The 18,093-nt window shown below is 72.2% G+C and carries 17 protein-coding genes and 6 tRNA genes; 15 read left to right on the top strand and 8 right to left on the bottom strand.

What is annotated here, in order from left to right; translation table 11 throughout:
• The first annotated feature begins 34 nt into the window (after positions 1–34).
• Positions 35–1,039: an aminoglycoside phosphotransferase family protein gene (locus tag Srubr_RS05240; protein ID WP_189996247.1), complete on the top strand. Its 1,005-nt coding sequence runs from the start codon at positions 35–37 to the stop codon at positions 1,037–1,039.
• 82 nt (positions 1,040–1,121) lie between these two features.
• Positions 1,122–1,421, top strand: a complete 300-nt coding sequence (locus Srubr_RS05235) for a TFIIB-type zinc ribbon-containing protein (RefSeq protein ID WP_078637490.1) — start codon at positions 1,122–1,124, stop codon at positions 1,419–1,421.
• 52 nt (positions 1,422–1,473) lie between these two features.
• Here Srubr_RS05235 and Srubr_RS05230 read toward each other — a convergent pair.
• The 5 genes from Srubr_RS05230 to Srubr_RS05210 form a co-directional block, all read right to left on the bottom strand.
• Positions 1,474–1,545, bottom strand: a tRNA-Val gene (locus tag Srubr_RS05230).
• 29 nt (positions 1,546–1,574) lie between these two features.
• A tRNA-Val gene (locus tag Srubr_RS05225) sits at positions 1,575–1,646 on the bottom strand.
• Between the two features lie 38 nt (positions 1,647–1,684).
• A tRNA-Val gene (locus tag Srubr_RS05220) sits at positions 1,685–1,756 on the bottom strand.
• Between the two features lies 1 nt (position 1,757).
• Positions 1,758–1,831 (bottom strand) — tRNA-Cys (locus tag Srubr_RS05215).
• Between the two features lie 38 nt (positions 1,832–1,869).
• Positions 1,870–1,942 (bottom strand) — tRNA-Gly (locus Srubr_RS05210).
• A gap of 178 nt (positions 1,943–2,120) precedes the next feature.
• On the opposite strand from Srubr_RS05210, the gene Srubr_RS05205 reads away from it, so the two are divergent.
• From Srubr_RS05205 to Srubr_RS05195, 3 genes are all read left to right on the top strand, one after another.
• A complete protein-coding gene (locus Srubr_RS05205; RefSeq protein ID WP_189996248.1) occupies positions 2,121–3,176 on the top strand; it encodes a chorismate-binding protein in 1,056 nt (351 codons plus the stop codon).
• Complete coding sequence (locus Srubr_RS05200; protein WP_189996249.1) at positions 3,173–3,994, top strand: aminotransferase class IV; 822 nt, start codon at positions 3,173–3,175, stop codon at positions 3,992–3,994. Before Srubr_RS05205 ends, Srubr_RS05200 begins: the two co-directional genes overlap by 4 nt.
• Before the next feature lie 118 nt (positions 3,995–4,112).
• Positions 4,113–4,937, top strand: coding sequence for a GNAT family N-acetyltransferase (locus Srubr_RS05195; RefSeq protein WP_189996250.1), 825 nt, complete (start codon positions 4,113–4,115; stop codon positions 4,935–4,937).
• 97 nt (positions 4,938–5,034) lie between these two features.
• On the opposite strand, the gene Srubr_RS05190 is transcribed toward Srubr_RS05195, so the two are convergent.
• A complete protein-coding gene (locus Srubr_RS05190; protein WP_189996251.1) occupies positions 5,035–5,568 on the bottom strand; it encodes a DsbA family protein in 534 nt (177 codons plus the stop codon).
• 206 nt (positions 5,569–5,774) lie between these two features.
• On the opposite strand from Srubr_RS05190, the gene Srubr_RS05185 reads away from it, so the two are divergent.
• Entirely contained in the window at positions 5,775–6,230 is a 456-nt protein-coding gene (locus Srubr_RS05185) for a type 2 periplasmic-binding domain-containing protein (RefSeq protein WP_189996252.1), read from the top strand.
• 154 nt (positions 6,231–6,384) lie between these two features.
• On the top strand, positions 6,385–6,537 hold the full coding sequence (locus tag Srubr_RS05180) for a hypothetical protein (RefSeq protein WP_167345734.1): 153 nt from the start codon (positions 6,385–6,387) through the stop codon (positions 6,535–6,537).
• Positions 6,538–6,638: 101 nt separating this feature from the next.
• On the opposite strand, the gene Srubr_RS05175 is transcribed toward Srubr_RS05180, so the two are convergent.
• Positions 6,639–7,199 (bottom strand): CGNR zinc finger domain-containing protein, encoded by a 561-nt coding sequence (locus Srubr_RS05175; RefSeq protein WP_189996253.1) that lies wholly within the window; start codon positions 7,197–7,199, stop codon positions 6,639–6,641.
• 396 nt (positions 7,200–7,595) lie between these two features.
• Positions 7,596–8,009: an SsgA family sporulation/cell division regulator gene (locus Srubr_RS05170; RefSeq protein ID WP_004002642.1), complete on the bottom strand. Its 414-nt coding sequence runs from the start codon at positions 8,007–8,009 to the stop codon at positions 7,596–7,598.
• Positions 8,010–8,200: 191 nt separating this feature from the next.
• Between Srubr_RS05170 and Srubr_RS05165 the strand changes: the two genes are divergently transcribed.
• From Srubr_RS05165 to Srubr_RS05130, 8 genes are all read left to right on the top strand, one after another.
• Entirely contained in the window at positions 8,201–8,665 is a 465-nt protein-coding gene (locus Srubr_RS05165; RefSeq protein WP_189996254.1) for a TIGR02611 family protein, read from the top strand.
• Between the two features lie 85 nt (positions 8,666–8,750).
• Positions 8,751–8,822: transfer RNA gene (locus Srubr_RS05160), tRNA-Val, on the top strand.
• 966 nt (positions 8,823–9,788) lie between these two features.
• A complete protein-coding gene (locus tag Srubr_RS05155; protein ID WP_189996255.1) occupies positions 9,789–10,877 on the top strand; it encodes an alpha/beta fold hydrolase in 1,089 nt (362 codons plus the stop codon).
• 240 nt (positions 10,878–11,117) lie between these two features.
• Positions 11,118–12,401, top strand: coding sequence for an ABC transporter substrate-binding protein (locus Srubr_RS05150; RefSeq protein ID WP_189996256.1), 1,284 nt, complete (start codon positions 11,118–11,120; stop codon positions 12,399–12,401).
• Positions 12,402–12,412: 11 nt separating this feature from the next.
• A complete protein-coding gene (locus tag Srubr_RS05145; protein WP_189996257.1) occupies positions 12,413–13,372 on the top strand; it encodes a carbohydrate ABC transporter permease in 960 nt (319 codons plus the stop codon).
• Positions 13,369–14,268 (top strand): carbohydrate ABC transporter permease, encoded by a 900-nt coding sequence (locus Srubr_RS05140; RefSeq protein ID WP_189996258.1) that lies wholly within the window; start codon positions 13,369–13,371, stop codon positions 14,266–14,268. Before Srubr_RS05145 ends, Srubr_RS05140 begins: the two co-directional genes overlap by 4 nt.
• 3 nt (positions 14,269–14,271) lie before the next feature.
• Entirely contained in the window at positions 14,272–14,862 is a 591-nt protein-coding gene (locus Srubr_RS05135) for a hypothetical protein (RefSeq protein ID WP_189996259.1), read from the top strand.
• 473 nt (positions 14,863–15,335) lie between these two features.
• Positions 15,336–18,074: an exo-rhamnogalacturonan lyase family protein gene (locus Srubr_RS05130; protein WP_189996260.1), complete on the top strand. Its 2,739-nt coding sequence runs from the start codon at positions 15,336–15,338 to the stop codon at positions 18,072–18,074.
• Positions 18,075–18,093 lie beyond the last annotated feature (19 nt).

Below are 18,093 nucleotides of genomic sequence, written 5' to 3'. Positions count from 1 at the left end.
TCGGCCGGACAGCCACCCCTTCCCCGAGGCAACGGTGACCGCAGACACAGCCACCAGCACAGACACGCCCGCCGACCCCCTCATATCCGCCCTGACCGCCCGGGCCAGGGCGGCGGCCCACGGCACCCCGGCCCCCTGCCCGTGCGCCACCGCCGCCCTCGCCGTCCGCCCCGACGCCACCGTCGTCCGCCACGCCGGCGCCGTGGCCAAGGCCCACGCCCCGGACAGCGACCCCGCCGCCCTGACCCTCCGCGTCGCCACGGCCACCCGCCTCCCGGACGTGCTGCTGCCACCCCTCACCCCCGCCCCGGCCGCACTGCGCGACCCGCACGGCCGCCTGGTCACCCTCTGGCCGTACGGCGTCCCCGTGGACCGGGACGACCCCGAGGCGGCCCCCTGGGAAGCCGTGGCCACCCTCCTGGCCCGGCTGCACCGCACCCCCGTCCCCGCCGGCCTCCCCCCGATGCGCGGCCCCGCCAAGGCCGCCCGCGCCCTCGGCCGGCTCCGCGCGGCCCTGCGCGCCACGCCCGACGGCCCCGCCCGTCCCGCCGCCGGCCCGGTGCTGGCCGCCGGGGCCGCCCTGCCCGCCTGGGCCAGGGCCGAGGCCCCGATGCCCGGCCCGGCGGCCCTCTGCCACGGCGACCTGCATCTCGGCCAGCTCGTCCGGCACCCCGCGCCGGACGGCCCGTGGCGGCTCATAGACGTGGACGACCTCGGCCCGGGCGTCCCCGCCTGGGACCTGGCCCGCCCCGCCGCCTGGTACGCCTGCGGACTCCTCCCGCCCGGCGAGTGGACCCGCTTCCTGACCGCCTACCGGCGGGCCGGCGGCCCGGCGGTGCCCGCGGACGGAGACCCCTGGCCCGCCCTGGACGTCCCGGCCCGCGCGCTCACCGTGCAGACGGCCGCCCTGTCGATCGGCAAGGCGCTCGCCGCCGGCCGCCCGCTGGACGAGGTGGAGCAGGCCCTGGCCGACGCCTGCGCGCGCATGCCGTCCGCCCCCGCGCACCCTCCCGGTCGGACCCCCGGAACCCCGGGCTAGGCTGCAACCGCCCGGGGGCCGGACGGAGTCTGTCCCCGGGGAAGCACGAAGCAGTACCGACCGGCGAGGAGTTGAGCCGAGCATGCAGTGTCCGAAGTGCCATGCGCCGATGCACACCTACAACCGCAACGGCGTCCAGATCGAGCAGTGCAGCGGCTGCCGCGGCATCTTCCTCGACTACGGCGAGCTGGAGGCGCTGACCCGCCTGGAGGCCCAGTGGTCCCAGCCGGCCCCGCCCCCGCCGCCCGCCCCGCAGGCCTACCCCCCGGCGGCCCCGCCCGCGCCCGCCTGGGGCGCCCCGCACGGCGGCCACCACGGCGACCACGGTCACTACGGCCACCACCGCCACAAGAGCTTCGGCCACATGCTGTTCTCCAGCTGAGCGCACGAAGGAGCCCCCGGCCGTACGAGACGGCCGGGGGCTCCTTGCTGTGTGGACGATACTGGGATTGAACCAGTGACCTCTTCCGTGTCAGGGAAGCGCTCTCCCGCTGAGCTAATCGTCCGCGGACCGTGACCCGGGGGTCACAGGCAGTGCGCGATACTGGGATTGAACCAGTGACCTCTTCCGTGTCAGGGAAGCGCTCTCCCGCTGAGCTAATCGCGCGGGGGACCTTCGAGAAGATCCGGGATCCGAAGATCCAGTGGACGATACTGGGATTGAACCAGTGACCTCTTCCGTGTCAGGGAAGCGCTCTCCCGCTGAGCTAATCGTCCTTGGAGGTGGAGACGGGATTTGAACCCGTGTAGACGGCTTTGCAGGCCGTTGCCTCGCCTCTCGGCCACTCCACCAGGAGTGTAGGGGATCGGGATGACCCCTTCTTCCTTCGAGCGGACGACGAGGCTCGAACTCGCGACCTCAACCTTGGCAAGGTTGCGCTCTACCAACTGAGCTACGTCCGCTTGTCGTTTCGGTCCGCTTCCGCGTCCCGGCGACGTGTTGAACTCTAGCGGATTCCTGGGCCAGCACAAAAACGCGTTTGCGCAGCGTGCTGCGGTGCGCCCCGCGTACCCCGTGGTCAGCGCCCCCCGCGGGACATCCCGAGGTCACCCGGCGGACACCCGACCTAGACTCGACCACGTGCTCCACGACCCCTGCGGACTCCCTCCGCTGGCCCGTTTCGGCGACCGTGTCGCCACGGGTCTGCTCGACGTCACCAGCGACCCGGCCGCCCTGGACTCCACCGGCTTCTGGGCCGTCTGCGCGGACTACGAAGGCCGGCTGACCTGCGCCCGCTTCGCGGACGTACGCGAGGAGCCGGTGCCCGCGCCGCGCCCCGGCCGGTGGCGGGGCCCGGAGCCGGGGCAGTGGACGTCCTCCCTGGACCGCGCCGCGTACACGGCGGCCGTCCACCGCATCCGCGAGCACATCGCGGCCGGCGAGGTCTACCAGGCCAACCTCTGCCGCGTGCTCAGCGCGCCCGTCGCCCCCGGCGCCGACGTGGACGCCCTGACCGCCGTACTGGCCCGCGGCAACCCGGCGCCGTACGCCGGAACGATCCGCCTGCCGGAGCACGGCGTGGAGATCGCCACCGCCTCTCCCGAGCTGTTCCTGCGCCGGGACGGCCGGACCGTCGAGTCGGGCCCGATCAAGGGCACCGGACGGACCGAGGCGGACCTCCTGGAGAAGGACTACGCCGAGAACGTGATGATCGTGGACCTGGTCCGCAACGACATCGGGCGGGTCTGCGAGACCGGCAGCGTGACCGTCCCCGACCTGTGCGCGGTCGAGAAGCACCCCGGGCTCGTCCACCTCGTCTCCACCGTGCGCGGCGAGCTGCGCCCGGACGCCGGCTGGCCCGAGCTGCTGGCAGCGGCCTTCCCGCCCGGCTCGGTCACCGGCGCCCCCAAGCCGAGCGCCCTGCGGATCATCGAGGCGCTGGAGACGGCACCGCGCGGCCCCTACTGCGGCGGCATCGGCTGGGTGGACGCCGACCGGGGCACCGCCGAGCTGGCCGTGGGCATACGCACCTTCTGGATCGACCGCTGCGACGGCACCCTGCGCTTCGGCGCGGGCGCCGGCATCACCTGGGGGTCCGACCCGGAAGGGGAGTGGCGGGAGACCGAGCTGAAGGCGGCCCGGCTGCTCGCGGTGGCGTCGGGCGCGTACGAGGAGACCGAGGAGGCCCTCGGATGAGGATCTGGCTGGACGGCGGCCTGCGCGAGGCGGAAACCGCCCGAGTCTCCGTCCTCGACCGCGGCCTGACCGTCGGCGACGGCGTCTTCGAGACCGTGAAGACGGTCCACGGCCGGCCCTTCGCGCTCACCCGGCACCTCGACCGGCTGACCCGCTCGGCCCGCGTCCTCGGCCTGCCCGACCCCGACCACGACGAGATCCGCCGCGCCTGCACGGCCGTACTGGAGGCCAACCCGGTGCCGCTGGGCCGGCTGCGGATCACCTGCACCGGCGGTCACGGCCCGCTCGGCCCCGGCCGCGGCGAGCACGGCCCGACCCTGGTGGTCGCCGTCGCCGCGACCACCCGCCGCCCCGACTCCACCGCGGCGGTCACCGTCCCGTGGACCCGCAACGAGCGCGGCGCCCTCGCCGGCGTGAAGAGCACGTCGTACGCCGAGAACCTCGTCGCCCTCGACCGGGCCCGCCAACTCGGCGCCTCCGAGGCGCTGTTCGGCAACACGGCCGGACTGCTCTGCGAGGGCACCGCGACGAACGTCTTCGTCGTCCTGGACGGCGAGATCCACACCCCGCCGGTCGCCTCCGGCTGTCTGCCCGGCATCACCCGCGCCCTGGTCATCGAGTGGACGGGCGCCCGGGAGACCGACCTGCCGCTGGACGTCCTCGAACGCGCCGACGAGGTCTTCCTCACCTCGTCCCTGCGGGACGTACAGGCACTGCACCGCGTCGACGGCCGTGAACTGCCCGGCGCCCGGGGCCCGGTGACCGCCGAGGCGATGCGCGTCTTCGACGAGCGGTCCGGGAGGGACCTGGACCCCTGAGCCGGCGACCGGACCGACGACGGCGAGCCGCGGCCCGCCGGGACCGGGGAGCGAGGGACCGGTGGGCGGGGGCGAAAACCTGCTGACTCGGCCGGCCGGCACGGGTAGAACCTCTGTGATGACGACGACCCTGCGGCCGGCCGAGCCGCTCCGGCAGAACCCCGACGGGACCCGCTCACGGCGCTACGCGGTGTGCGTGAACAGCCGACCCGTCGGCGAGATCCACCTAGGCACCTCGCCGTCCCTCGGCGGCTCCGTGGCCCGCGTCATCGATCTGCGGATCGCCGAGCCCGACCGGCGGCGCGGGCGGGGCACGGTGGCGGCGCTGGCCGCGGAGGAGGTGGCCCGCGGCTGGGGCTGCGCGCAGTTGGAGGCCGCGGTGCCCGTCGCGGCGGACGCCGCCCTCGGCCTGTTCCGCACCCTCGGTTACACGGTGCGCAACCGCCGCATGGACAAACGCCTGGACGGCACCCCGCCCGCCCTGCCCGCGGGCAGCCGGGCGCGACCCATGACGGGCGAGGAGTTCGACGACTGGCTGGAGGCGGAGCGCGAGCGGTTCGCGCGTACATGGGCCGAGCGCGGCATCCCGGAGACCGCCGCCCGCGCCAAGTCCCGGGACGACCACGCACGGCTGCTGCCGCACGGCCTGGCGACCGACGGCATGCTCTTCAGCGTGCTGGAGCACGAGGGCAGCCCGGTGGGCACCCTGTGGGTGGCACTCCAGGAGGGCAAGGCGTACGTGTTCGACGTGCGGACGTATCCGGCCCACCGGGGCCGGGGACACGGCCGTACGCTCATGCTCCTGGCGGAACACCAGGCGACCGGCTCCGGCCGCCCGGTCCTGGGCCTCAACGTCTTCGCGGGCAACACTCCGGCCGAGGCCCTGTACACGTCACTCGGCTACGAAACGGTGACGTACTTCTTGAGCAAGCCCCTGTTGTAGACGCCCACGGTCGCTCCCGGGCCCGGTCGCACCCGGTGCGGTACTCAGGCCGGTCCGGTGGCCCGGCCGGTACCGCGGGGTTCCGTCCCGGCGGTGCTCAGCCCTGTTCCGGGCTGCGGCCGGCCAGCAGCCGGTCCGCGATCTGCTCGATGCGTTCGCGCAGGCCCGCCTGGCTCTTGCCGCCGTCGAGCCGCTCGCCCCCGATGACGTACGTCGGCGTGCCGGTCACGCCGATGGCCTTGCCCTCGGCGTGGTCGGCGTCCACGGCCAGGATGTGCCGGCCGTCGATCAGCGCGGTGTCGAATTCCTCCGCGTCCAGCCCGAGTTCCCGCGCCACCTCGACCAGGAAGGGTTCCCCCTGACGGTCCAGCTCCGCCACCCGCTCCAGCACGGCCTCCGCGTACGGCCAGCCCTTGCCCTGCTCCAGCGCCTCCTCGGCGGCCTGCGCGGCGGCGAAGGAGTGCTTGTGCTTCTCCAGCGGGAAGTGCCGCAGCCGCAGCTCCAGCCGGTCGCCGTAGCGGGCACGCAGGGCGCGTACGTCGTCCAGGGCCGTACGGCAGTCGGGGCACTGCAGCTCGCACCAGACGTCGAGGACGAGGGCTTCGGTGCGGGCGGGGGAGGAGTCGCTCATGGCCACCAGTCTTCCAGGCCGGGCCCGGGCGGCCCAACCGGACCTCGGCGCGCGGGCGGGCCGCGTGCCGGAACTCCAGCCGGGACGTGCCGGGACTCCAGTAGGAGAGAACCCGGAGATGTCCCTGATGTCCGGCTGGACCATGGCCTCCTGGGGAGCCGGCGGTGCACGATGGAAGCGACGGACGAACCCGCCAGGAGGACCGGATGATCGCCGAGACAGTCTGCTCCGCCGTTTCCGCGGCGGGCCTGGGTATCGCGGTGGTCACGGCCTACCGCAGACGCTTCCTGGCGGCGGCCCGCATCGCGGCCTATTCGCTGGTCCCGGTCGGCCTGGTGCTGACCGGGGTCGTCGGCTGGCTCGCCGACACCGCGCTGAGCCCCACCGCCTGGGCCGGCTTCGGAGTGCTCGGCGCGGCCTGGCTCCTGTTCACCGGCACCCGGGCCGTGGAGCGCCGGCGCGGAACGGCCGGCGCCGGGCGCAAGGCGGCGAGACGGGCGGAGCGGGAGGCGGTGGCCCCCGCGGCCACGGCGCCGCCCCTCGGCAGGACGACGGCCGGTCCCTCGGCACGCCCAGCCACTCCTCGGCCCGCCCCCCGGTCCGGCGACGCGTCGGAGGACTTCAGCGACATCGAGGCCATCCTCAAGAAGCACGGCATATGACAGTCACATGACTGGCCGAAGGGACACAGTGAGTCCCCGGGCGGCCGGAATCGTTCACGAGCCGGACGAGACCTCACGGTATTCGGCGAACTCCCGCAAGATCTCCGAGCGCTGATCGCGACCGGGCACCGGTTGCGCCATGATCTGCGGCGAGATGCTGGACACTACTCAGAGCGAGGCCGCGCCGCCCAAGGACGAGCCTCGCGGGTGCCTCTTCGCCCTTTCCCAGCCACCGCTGATGATCTTCCTGGCGGTGATCGGGTGTCTGCTGCTCATGGCTGCGCTGCACGATCTGCTGTTGCTGTGAGCCGTACACGTCCGTCCCGGCGCCACCCGCCGGGACCGACGTCGCATCGGGGGGCACCGTCCGGGCAGCAGCACAGGGCCGGCCGGCCCCGTCCGCCCCGCTCAGCCCGCCGCCTCCTTGCGCCGGGCCCGGTAGGCGGCGACATGCAGCCGGTTCCCACAGGTACGGCTGTCGCAGTAGCGGCGCGAGCGGTTGCGGGAGAGGTCCACGAAGGCGCGCCGGCAGTCCGGTGCCTCGCAGCGCCGCAGCCGCTCCTGTTCGCCGGCCACCACGAAGAAGGCCAGCGCCATCCCGCAGTCGGCGGCGAGATGATCGGCCACGGAGGCGCCCGGCGCGAAGTAGTGCATGTGCCAGTCGTAACCGTCGTGGTCGGTCAGCCGGGGAGTGGTGCCGGCGGCGGCGACCAGCTCGTTGATCATCAAGGCCGCCGACCGGGCGTCCGGGGCCGCGAAGATCGCCGCGAAGCGCCCCCGGAGCCTGCGCACCGCGGAGAGATCCAGCTCCGACAGCACGCCGATGTCGCTGATTTTGTGGCTTCGTACGAAATCCGTGAGTGCCTGGACGTCGGGCAGACCGTCCGCCGCCGCATCGTCCTCGGGCGCGGAGTTCACCAGATCCACCACGGTGTCGAGGGCGCACCGGGTGTCGTGGGTGATCAGCACGTTTCGCTCCCTGGCCTGGGGGTCGGGCGGGCGCCCGCCGATGCTGGCCGATGGTAGCGACTCCCGCGCCGACCGCACCCGTCCTTCCCCGACCCCGATTGCCGTGAGAACGCCCCCGCCCCGCACGGGGTTCCCGCCGCACCGGCCCGGCCGCGCGGCCCACGGCGCCGGGCCGGCCGCACGCGCACGACGGCCGGCCGCACGCCTGCCGCGCTCCCACGCGGGCATCGCGCACGCACGGCGTTCGTCCGCTCGCGGACCGCAGTCGACGACAGCAGACCGACGCCGCCCGTGAACGCTCACGAGGGCGGCGTCGGTCCGTTGCCGTATGCGGTTGTCCTGGCCCGAGCCGTCTCCCCGAGTGGACGGCGCCGGGCTGCTCTCAGGGGCCGCGGCCTAGCTCTCCGCCAGGATGTGCGAGAGCTCCTGATCCAGGTCGAAGTGCCGGTGCTCCGTGCCGGGCGGCACGGCGGCGTCGGTTCGCTTCAGGAAGGACTCCAGGGCCCGCGCGGGGGCCTCCAGCAGCGCCTCTCCCTCCGGGGAGCTGAGGGCGATGCACACGACGCCCTGACCATGGCTGCGGGATGGCCAGACGCGGACGTCGCCGGTGCCGGTGGGCCGGTGCAGGCCCTCGGCGAGGAGGTCGCGGGCGAACACCCACTCGACGGTCTCCTCGGCTCCGGTGTGGAAGGTGGCGTGCACGGCGTAGGGGTCGGCCGTGTCGTACCGCAGGCCTGCGGGGACAGGCAGGGAGGACTCGCTCGACACAACGAGGCGCAGGTGCAGCTCGCAGCTGACCGTGGTGTTCATAAGCGCCAGGGCCTTTCGCTCAGTGTGCGCTCGGGGATTCGCACGTCGGCGAAATCGACATGCCACCTACGGTGCCGTTGTAAACCCCTCTGAGGGTTTTGGGTGTGTTTACGTAACTCTTCCGGCCGAGAACTCGTACCGGATCTACGACCATCCCGGTGACTGGTTTCACTCGGGTAGGGTTTGTCTATATGAATACGGGGAGTGACGAACCGGGCGAGGTCGCCGTGGCATCCAACAAGGCCAAGACGGACCGGCAGGAAACCGCCGAGGAAGCCGGGAGCGGGCTGGGCTCGCGGGCGCCGGAATTCATCAAATCCCGCCGGCTCCTGCATCTGAGCTGGCAGGTCGGGGTCTTCGTGGTCGGCTTCGCGGTGGTCGTCGCGGGCATCATCATGCTGCCGCTGCCCGGGCCCGGCTGGGTCGTGATCTTCGGCGGCATGGCGATCTGGGCGACCGAGTTCGTCTGGGCCCAGCTCGTGCTCCGCTGGACCAAACGCAAGGTCACCGAGGCGGCCCAGCGGGCCCTCGATCCCAAGGTGCGCCGCCGCAACATCGCCCTCACCGTGATCGGACTGGTGATCATCGGCGTGCTCGCCGGGATCTACCTCTGGAAGTTCGGCCTCGTCATGCCCTGGAAGATCAAGGACCAGTGACGCGGCCTCGGGGGCCGGAGGCGTCCGCCGCCCGGCCCCTGGTCGGAAGCACCCCCTGACATGGGGTAATGTTCTTCCTGCGCCCGGGCGATTAGCTCAGTGGGAGAGCGCTTCGTTCACACCGAAGAGGTCACTGGTTCGAACCCAGTATCGCCCACCCGGACCGACGGCCCATCTGCGACAGTGCGGATGGGCCGTCGGCGTATCCGCACCGGCGCGGGCGCACGGCGGAGCCCCATCGGCACGGTCCAGGACAGGCGGGGGAGGGCACGGCTTGCGGTCGGGTGCGGGCGGGCGGTTCGCCGACAGGGCCGCCGGTCTCTGCGGGCCTCGGGCGGGCTCAAGGCCCATGAGGTTGCCTGGCCGGGCCCTTGCGGACTCGGAGCCCCCTGAGGCTGCCTGGCCGGGGCTCCTGGGCATTCCCGCTCCGCCCCCGTCCCCTGGCGGCATCAGGCGTCCTGCACCTCCGCAGGCTCCCCCCTCCGTGTCCCGTCCCTTGGACCCGTGCCCTCCGACCCCTTGGGCCTGCGAAGCCCCCCGCCCCGCGCGCGGCCCGGCTTGGCCCGCCGAAGGCGGTAGCGACCCTTGCGGCTGTGGCGTACCGACGTACGCCCTGTGGCACGCGGACGTACAGGGAGGCTCGGGACGCCCCCTGCGCTGGGCGTGCGGCCGGGCGTCGGTTCACGGACGGTGACCGGTTCGGACGCGCGGGCGTAGTCGGGGGCCGTCGGCCGTGGTCGGCCTCCACTCCGCCGCCGAGCGGACGCGTTTTGCCGAACCGGCAACAACCCTCGTCCCGGCCCGGCCACCCGCCGGATGATCGTGTTCAGGACCCCGGGCAAGAGTCACCCACCGTCTCCGGCACCCGTCTGCCCGTAACCCACGCGTCCAGCCCCCCGGGTCCGTTCCGGCCGGCCCTTTCGCGGGTCGCGCCCGGCACCAGCCGGTCTTCAGGTGCCGACCCACCCGACCCGCTCCCGGCGGGTCCGACCGCCCGCCCCGGCACCGCGCCACACCCCTGCCCGCTGCCCCTGCCCAGGACCCACCGAGGGCACCCGAAGAAACCCCAGGACCGCACCCAGACCCACTGGCCACCCCAACTCCCACAACCCCAGGAGATCCCGTGCCACCCACCGCCGGCTCCACCCCCGCCGCCTCCGTCGCGGCCGGCCGCTCCGCCCCCACCGGCCCCTCGTCCGCCGCACCCGCCTCCGCTCCAACCCACCGTCTCCTCCCTTCCCCGGCCGGTCGTGTCCACCTGGTCGAGCAGGGCAGCGGGCCCCTGGTGCTGCTCCTGCACGGCTTCCCGGAGTCCTGGTACGCCTGGCGGCACCAGCTGGCGGCGCTCGCCTCGGCCGGTTACCGCGCGGTGGCGATCGACGTGCGCGGGTACGGCCGTTCCTCCAAGCCGGAGGCCGTGGAGGCGTACCGGATGCTCGACCTGGTCGCGGACAACGTCGCCGTGGTGGAGGGTCTGGGCGAGCGTTCCGCCGTGGTCGTCGGGCACGACTGGGGCGCGACGATCGCCGCCATGTCCACCCTGACCAGGCCGGACGTGTTCCGGGCCGTGGGGCTGCTCGGCGTGCCGTACACCCCGCCCGGCGGCCCCCGCCCCAGCGAGGTCTTCGCCCGCATGGGCGGAGCCGGCGCGAGCGAAGAGCCCGGCGCGCACTCCCGCCCCCAGGAGTTCTACGTCTCCTACTTCCAGCGGCCGGGCCGGGCCGAAGCCGAGATCGAGCCCGATGTGCGCGGCTGGCTCGCGGGCTTCTACGCGGCACTGTCCGCCGACACCATGCCCGCCCCCGGCGCCCCCGACCCGCACTTCACCGGGGCCGGCGGGACACTGCGCGAGCGTTTCCCCGTAGGTGTGCTGCCGTCCTGGCTGGGGGAGGGGGACCTCGACGTCCTCGCCGGCGAGTTCGAGCGGACGGGGATGACCGGGGCGCTGAACCGGTACCGGAACATGGACCGGGACTGGGCGGACCTGGCCGGTTGGGCGGGGCGGCCGATCACGCGGCCCTCGCTGTTCATCGGGGGTGAACGGGACGCCTCCCTCGCCTGGCTGGCCGACGCCGTCAAGGCGTACCCCGAGACGCTGCCCGGCCTTCTCGGTTCGCACATCCTGGACGGTTGCGGGCACTTCGTCCAGCAGGAGCGTCCGGAGGAGACGAACCGCATCCTGCTCGACTGGCTGGCGTCCCTGCCCGCCTGATGCCCCGTCCGGCTCGTTCGGCCCGTCGGCCACGCTTCCCTCACCAGTGGGAACGGCCGACGGGCCGGTCGGTTTCCGGCGGTGGGGTCGGGTGCCGGGCCGGTCGGCCGGTCCGGGCGCCCGCAAGAAAATCCTGTCCGGGTCATTGACGCACCCCGGGCCCCTTCGTACCTTGTGCCAGCAAGCGCTTACTTGAAACGATTCATGCGCGTCGCGGAGATGCTGCGGGGAGGCCCGACTGTGGGAACCAGGAATCTTGACAGGCGTACGATCCTGAAGGCGGCCGGGGCGTCGGCGGCCACGCTCGGGCTCGCCGCGACCACCGGCTGCGGCGGCGGAAGCGGCTCCGGAGACGGCACGGTGACGATCCGTTACTCCTGGTGGGGTGCCGAGGAGCGGGCCAAGAAGATCAACCAGTCCATCGCCCTCTTCGAGCGGAAATACCCCAAGATCAAGGTCAAAACCGATTTCCAGACGTATGACTCGTTCTGGGAGAAGTTCCAGACCCAGGCCGCCGGCGGAAACCCCCCGGATGTTTTCCAAAACGCCGTCACTTTCCTCAGGAAGTACGACAAGCGCGGAATTCTCCTGGATCTCAAGCCTCAGGTGGAGGCCGGGAATCTGAGCCTGGGTCATTTCCGCGCGGGCGTCACGAAGGTCGGCGAGGTCGACGGCAAGCAGCTCGGAGTTCCGGTCGGCTCCAACACCATGTCACTCGTCATCGACAAGAAGGTCTTCCGGAAGGCGGGCGTCGAACCCCGGCCGGGCTGGACCTGGGACGAGTACTTCAAGGCCCTGAAGACCATCCGCGACAAGACGCGGGTCCCCGGGGACACCGGCTACTTCACCATCATGTACCTGTACGACCTCTACCTGCGCCAGAACGGCAAGGCGTTCTTCACCGACGACGGACTGGGCTTCGACCAGGCCGATCTGACGGAGTGGTGGACGGACGGCCTGGGCCGGGTCAAGGCCGGCGTCGTCACCGACCCCAAGGTCGTCCAGCAGGACAAGCCCAAGTCCTCCCTCTCCGCCGGCCACGGCGCCTCGGAGTTCACCTGGGACAACTTCACCGTCCGCTACTCGGCCGAGGGCGACAGCGAGTACGGCCTCGCGCCCATCCCCACCACGGACGGCAAGCACACCGGCCAGTACCTCGCCTCCCTGATGCTCAGCGCCTCCGCCCGCACCTCGCACCCCAAGGAGGTCGCGCAGTTCATCGACTTCATGGTCCACGACCCCCGGGTCGGCGAGATCATGGGTTACGACCGCGGCATCCTCACCAGCACCGAGCAGTTCGCGGCGTACAAGCCGGCCGACGCGGTCAACAAGGAGATCGCGCAGTACGAGGAGGACACCGCCAAGGCCGGCGTCCTCGGCACGATCACCCCGCACCCTTCCGGTGCCGACACCATCGAGGCCGCCTTCCTGCGCATCGGCGGAGACCTCGGACAGGGCAAGTCCAAGGTCTCCGACGCGGTGAAGCAGTTCTTCACCGAGGCCGAAGCCGCCTTCCAGGCCTGATGGGAAACGCCGTGACGCTCGTCAAGGACTCCGTGCCCGCGACCCGCGGCGCGCGCCGGGCCGCCACCGCGAGGACGGGGCGGCCGGGCCGGCGGCGGGAGAATCTCGCCGGCTATCTGTTCATGTCCCCGTGGATCGCCGGGTTCCTGCTGCTGACCGCGGGCCCGATGATCGCCTCCCTCTACTTCGCGTTCACCGACTACAACCTCTTCACCAGCCCCAAGTGGGTCGGTCTCGACAACTTCACCAAGATGTTCGACGACCCGCGCTGGCAGAAGTCGGTGGAGGTGACGGCCAAGTACGTCGTCATCGGCACCCCGCTCAAGCTGCTGCTCGCCCTCGGCGTCGCTCTGCTCCTCGCGCAGAGCCGCCGCGGCCAGGCCTTCTACCGGGCCGCCTTCTACGCCCCCTCGCTCATCGGCGCGAGCGTCTCGGTCGGCTTCGTCTGGCGGTCGCTGTTCTCCGACGGCGCCGTCGTGGACCGGACGCAGACCTTCCTCGGCTTCCACGTCGGCGGCTGGGTCGGCAACGCGGACTGGGTGATGTACTCCCTGGTCGCGCTGACCGTCTGGCAGTTCGGGGCGCCCATGGTCATCTTCCTGGCCGGGCTCAAGCAGGTGCCCAGGGAACTGTACGAGGCGGCCGAGATGGACGGCGCCGGAGCCTTGCGCAGGTTCTGGAACATCACCCTGCCGATGATCTCCCCGGTGCTGTTCTTCAACGTGCTGCTGGAGACCATCCACTCGTTCCAGATCTTCGGCTCGGCCTACGTCGTCTCCAACACCGCCTGCGGACCGGCCGACGCCACGCTCGTCTACACCTGCTACCTCTACCAGCAGGGCTTCAAGAACGCCCAGATGGGCTTCGCCTCCGCCATGGCCTGGATGCTGCTGCTCGCCGTGGCCCTGGTGACGGCCGTCCTCTTCTGGTCCCAGAAGAAGTGGGTGCACTACGAGGAGGACGCCCGATGAGCGCCACCATGACCAAGGCCCCGGTGCGCGCGGCCGGCACCCGGACCCCGGGCCCCGGCCGCCGGCGGGCCGGCTCCCTCGCCTGGCACCTCGGTGCCCTGCTGATCCTGGCCGTCATCCTCTATCCGGTCGTCTGGGTGATCGGCGCCTCGTTCAAGCCCAGCAAGGACATCATCAACAGCCTCACGCTGTTCCCGTCCCGCCCCATCCTGTCCAATTTCAAGGGCCTCGCCGACGGCATAGCGGACGTCAGGATCTGGACGTTCTTCCAGAACTCCCTGCTCTACGCGGGCGGCGCGGTCGTCGGCGTCCTGGTCTCCTGCTCGCTGACCGCCTACGCCTTCGCGCGCATCAAGTTCGCCGGCCGCAACCTGCTGTTCTCCCTCATGATCGGCACGCTCCTGCTGCCGTACCACGTGCTGCTGATCCCGCAGTACGTGATGTTCCAGAAGCTGGAGCTGGTCAACACCTACGTCCCGCTGCTGATCGGCAAGTACCTCGCCACCGAGGCCTTCTTCGTCTTCCTCATGGTGCAGTTCATGCGGAACCTGCCCCGGGAACTGGACGAGGCCGCCCGCCTCGACGGCTGCGGGCACCTGCGCACCTACTGGTCGATCGTGCTGCCGCTGTGCCGGCCCGCGCTCATCACCAGCGCGATCTTCACCTTCATCAACGCCTGGAACGACTTCATGGGCCCGCTGATCTACCTCAACGAGCCCGGCAAGTACACCGTCTCCCTGGGCCTGATGATGTTCCGCGACTCCGACGGCGTGGCCGCCAACTACGGCGGCATGATCGCCATGTCGCTGGTCGCGCTGCTGCCGGTGCTGCTGTTCTTCCTCGCCTTCCAGCGCTATCTGATCGACGGCATGGCGACCTCCGGACTGAAGGGCTGAACCATGTCCCAAGCTCGGGTGCGGCCGCGCCGGGAGTCCGGTTTCGCGGAGCGGTACGGCCTCTTCGCCGAGTCCCTGCTGACCGGGGTGTGGATCGCGGTGGCCTGCCTCGGCGTGGTCACCTACCCGGCCGCGTTCGCCGCCGGCGCCCGGCACCTGCGCCGGCGTACCGCCCACCAGGGCGGCGGATGGCGGGAGTTTACCGCCGACTTCCGCCGCGCGCTGCGCGGGGGATGGGCCGTCGGCGCCGTCGGCTGGGTCGCCGCGGCGGTCGCCTGGCTGGACGTCCGGGCCGTACGCGCCGGGCTGCCCGGCGGGCCCCTGGTCGGGGCCGTGGGGCTGCTCGCGCTGCTCGGGATCGCGGTGGCCGGGCTGCGGGCGGCGGCGGTGTGGGCGCCGGGGGAGCGCTGGCGGGCCCTGCTCGCCGACGCCGGGCGGCGTACCGTACGGGACCCCGCGGGCTCCTTACTGCTGGTCGCCGGAGCCGCCCTGACCTGCTGTTCCGCCCTGCTCATCGCCCCGCTGGCGGTGCCCGTGCTGGGAGCCGTGGCCGCGGCGGCCGTCGCCGTCGAGGAACGTCACCGCCGCCGCTGATCCCGGTCCCGCCGAGCCCGGCCACCGCCAAGACCGACGGTGCCCCGTCCGGCACCGGACGGGCTGGAAGCGGCGGCCCGCGGAGCGCGGCACCACCAGGCGACGGCAAAGCCGCGGATTCCGGAGCCGCCGGGACCCGCGTCCTCCGAAGACCGACGCCCCCTGGAACCCGCGGCTGCCGAGGACCGACGCCCTGGGACCCGCGGCCCCGGACCCCGGCTTCGCCGAACGGGCGGTCTGCGGGAGCCGGGCCGCTGAACGGGCGGTCCCCGGAGCCGGGCGCCGCTGAACAACGGGCGCTTCCTGGATCCAGGTGCCGCTGAACAGGTGGCTCCCGGACCGGGGCGCCGCTGAACGCCCGGCCCCGGGAGCCGGGCGCCGTCGGACCCCCGCCCCTTCTCGGGACCCGCGCCCCGAGCCCCGTACCGCACCTGTCATGCCCCTGACCGCACCGCCTCATGAAAGGAAAGGTCATGTCCCCCATCCCCCGCAGGTCCCTCCTCAAGGCCGCCGCCGTCGCCGGAGCGGCCGCCCAGTTCAGCTGGGCCCTCGGTGCCCGGGACGCCGAGGCCGCGCCCGCTGCCGCCGCCGACGGCGCCGACCCGGTGACCCTGGACTGGCTGGAGGACGGCGGCCTCGGCGCCGCGCCCGGGACCACCGTCGGCGTGCCCTGGCCGATGGGCGCCCACCAGCCGGACCAGTCCTTCGCGGTCACCGACGCCGACGGCGGGCACGTCCCCGTGCAGACCTGGCCGCTCGCCTACTGGCCCGACGGCTCCCTGAAATGGACCGCCCACGCCGTCGCCACCGGTACCGGCAAGCTCACGCTCACCACGGGCACCCCCGCCGAGCCCGCGCGGAAGGTCACCGTCGACAGCGGCGGCGGCACCATCGACGTCTCCACCGGCGTCATCACCGCGAAGATCGGCAAGAACGGCTCCACCCTCATCAAGTCCGTCACCCGCGGCTCCACCGAGATCGCCCGGAACGGCCGGCTCGTCCTCCTCCGCCAGCCCGAGATCGAGGACGAGGACCAGGGCACGGTCAGGACCGAACGCTTCGACGGCGCCGTCACCGCCGTCACCGTCGAACAGGACGGACCGGTCCGGGCCGTCGTCCGCGTCGACGGCAAGCACCGCAAGGGCGACCGGGAATGGCTGCCGTTCACCATCCGCCTGTACTTCTACGCCGGCTCCGACTCCTTCCGCATGGTGCACACCATCACCTACGACGGGAAGCAGGAGCCCGGCAAGGCGAGCGGCGACTTCATCCGCGGCCTCGGCGTCCGCTTCACCGTGCCGATGCGCGACGCGGCCTACGACCGGCACATCCGCATCGGCGGCGAGGGCACCGGACTGCTGCGCGAGGCCGTCCAGGGCATCACCGGACTGCGCCGCGACCCCGGTGCCGCCGTCCAGGCCGCCCAGTACGAGGGGAAGAAGCTGCCCGACCCCGCCACCTGGGACCAGCGGGTCACCACCCGACTGCGGTACATCCCGCACTGGGGCGACTACACCCTCGCCCAGCTCTCCGCCGACGGCTTCACCGTCCGCAAGCGCACCAAGAAGGGCCACGGCTGGATCACCGTCGGCGGCGGCCGGCGCGCCTCCGGCTTCGGCTACGTCGGCGGCGCGAGCGGCGGCCTCTCCTTCGGCCTGCGCGACTTCTGGGAGAAGTTCCCCGCCCAGCTCGACATCCGCGACGCCCACACCGACCAGGCCACCGTCACCCTCTGGCTCTGGTCACCCGAGGCCCAGCCCATGGACCTGCGCTTCTACCACGACGGCATGGGCCAGGACACCTACGCCGAACAGCTCGAAGGCCTCAACATCACCTACGAGGATCACGAGCCCGGCTTCGGCACCCCCTACGGCATCGCCCGTACCTCCGAACTCCTCTTCTGGGCCAACGACTCCACCCCCACCGCCGCCACCCTCGCCCGGCAGGCCGAGGCCGTACGCGTCCTGCCGCAGCTCGCCGCACCGCCCAGGCAGCTCATCAAGGCCAAGGTCTTCGGCCCCGGCCTGTACTCCGAGCCCGACCGCTCCACCCCCGCCAAGGCCAGGATCGAGGACCACCTCGACTTCCTCTTCACCTACTACAAGGACCAGGTGGAGACGCGCCGCTGGTACGGCTTCTGGGACTACGGCGACATCATGCACACCTACGACTCCGCCCGGCACGTATGGCGCTACGACATCGGCGGCTACGCCTGGGACAACTCCGAGCTCTCACCCGACCTGTGGCTCTGGTACGCCTACCTCAGAAGCGGCCGCTCCGACATCTTCCGCTTCGCCGAGGCCATGACCCGGCACACCGGCGAGGTCGACGTCTACCACCTCGGCACCTGGGCGGGCCTCGGCACCCGGCACGGCGTCCAGCACTTCGCCGACAGCGCCAAACAGCAGCGCATCGCCAACACCACCTACCGGCGCTTCTACTACTTCCTCACCGCCGACGAACGCGTCGGCGACCTCATGCACGCCAACGTCGACTCCGACGAGACCTTCCTCGTCCTCGACCCCCAGCGCAAGGTGCGCACCGACCCCTATACCCCCGACCGGCACGCCCTGTCCATCGGCTTCGGCACCGACTGGAGCGGCCTGGTGTCGGCCTGGCTCACCGAGTGGGAACGCAAGGGCCCCAAGTGGGAGAAGGCCAAGGCGCGCGTGCTGTCCACGATGGCGGGCATCGCCGCCCAGCCCAACGGCTTCGTCCAGGGCAGCGGGCTGTACGACCTCGACACCGGCGAGTTCGCCGTCGCCGACAAGCCGGCCGTCTCCGTCTCCCACCTCTCGGCCGTCTTCGGACTCAACGAACTGTGCGCCGAACTCATCCACCTCGTCGACATGCCGAAGTTCAAGGAGGCGTACCTGGACTACTGCCGCTACTTCAACGCCACCAAGGCCGAACAGGCCGCCCGCTACGGCACCCACTTCGGCAGCCTGCTGCTCTTCCAGGGCCACTCGCGCCTCGACGCCTACGCCGCCGTACAGACCGGCGACGCGGCCCTCGCCGAGCGCGCCTGGGCCAAGTTCTACGCCTCCGACGGCTACACCGAGTCCTCCCCCTGGAAGACCGAGAAGCTGACCGGACCGGCCACCTTGGTGGAGGGCGCCGAAGCGGCCTGGGTGTCCACCAACGACACCGCCCTCTACGGCCTCGCCGCCATCGAGAACCTCGCCCTGCTCGGCGACAGGATGCCCGCCTAGCCGGGAGGCGACTGGGGGA

Origin of the sequence: Streptomyces rubradiris (assembly GCF_016860525.1) — a bacterium.
Classification (GTDB): domain Bacteria; phylum Actinomycetota; class Actinomycetes; order Streptomycetales; family Streptomycetaceae; genus Streptomyces; species Streptomyces rubradiris.
This window is presented reverse-complemented; position numbering and strand designations above follow the sequence as displayed.